The following is a 389-nucleotide window of genomic DNA, read 5'->3' as shown; positions in this document are numbered from 1 at the left end:
CTTTGTCACTTTTTTCATGTCACGTTGCCAGAAAAAGCGAAAGAATTGACGACTCGACTGACTGACAATTTTCAGATTTTAAAACCTGCATCTTCAAGTTAGATTGGTATAGTATTTCCATTGCATTTATTCTTGGCCTAATACTTTCAGGCTCTTTTCTTGGTATTCTTTTGATTTTTTCTAATATATTATGTTGTAAATCAGGGTGGTGAAAATATCTTCCCATAATATTGGCCTCAATTATTTAAATGATATTTCCTGATATTTATGCTTTATTTTAGGTCATGTATTGAATAGTTAGATCATTCATTAAACGTAGTTTTCACGCTCAATGAACGTCCCTATCACCTTGTCATGCATCTCTTCGGATTTGGAATAGCCAATCGTCT

The 389-nt window shown here is 33.2% G+C and carries 1 protein-coding gene; it reads right to left on the bottom strand.

Annotated elements, in window-relative coordinates; genetic code table 11:
* Positions 1-309 precede the first annotated feature (309 nt).
* On the bottom strand, positions 310-389 hold an 80-nt coding region (locus tag AAC854_RS23250), incomplete at its 5' end, for an IS1 family transposase (RefSeq protein ID WP_340619149.1).

Source organism: Xenorhabdus entomophaga, assembly GCF_037996725.1.
Taxonomy (GTDB): Bacteria; Pseudomonadota; Gammaproteobacteria; order Enterobacterales; family Enterobacteriaceae; genus Xenorhabdus; species Xenorhabdus khoisanae.
Note: the sequence above shows the minus strand (reverse complement) of the source record. Positions and strands in the feature narration are given on the sequence as shown.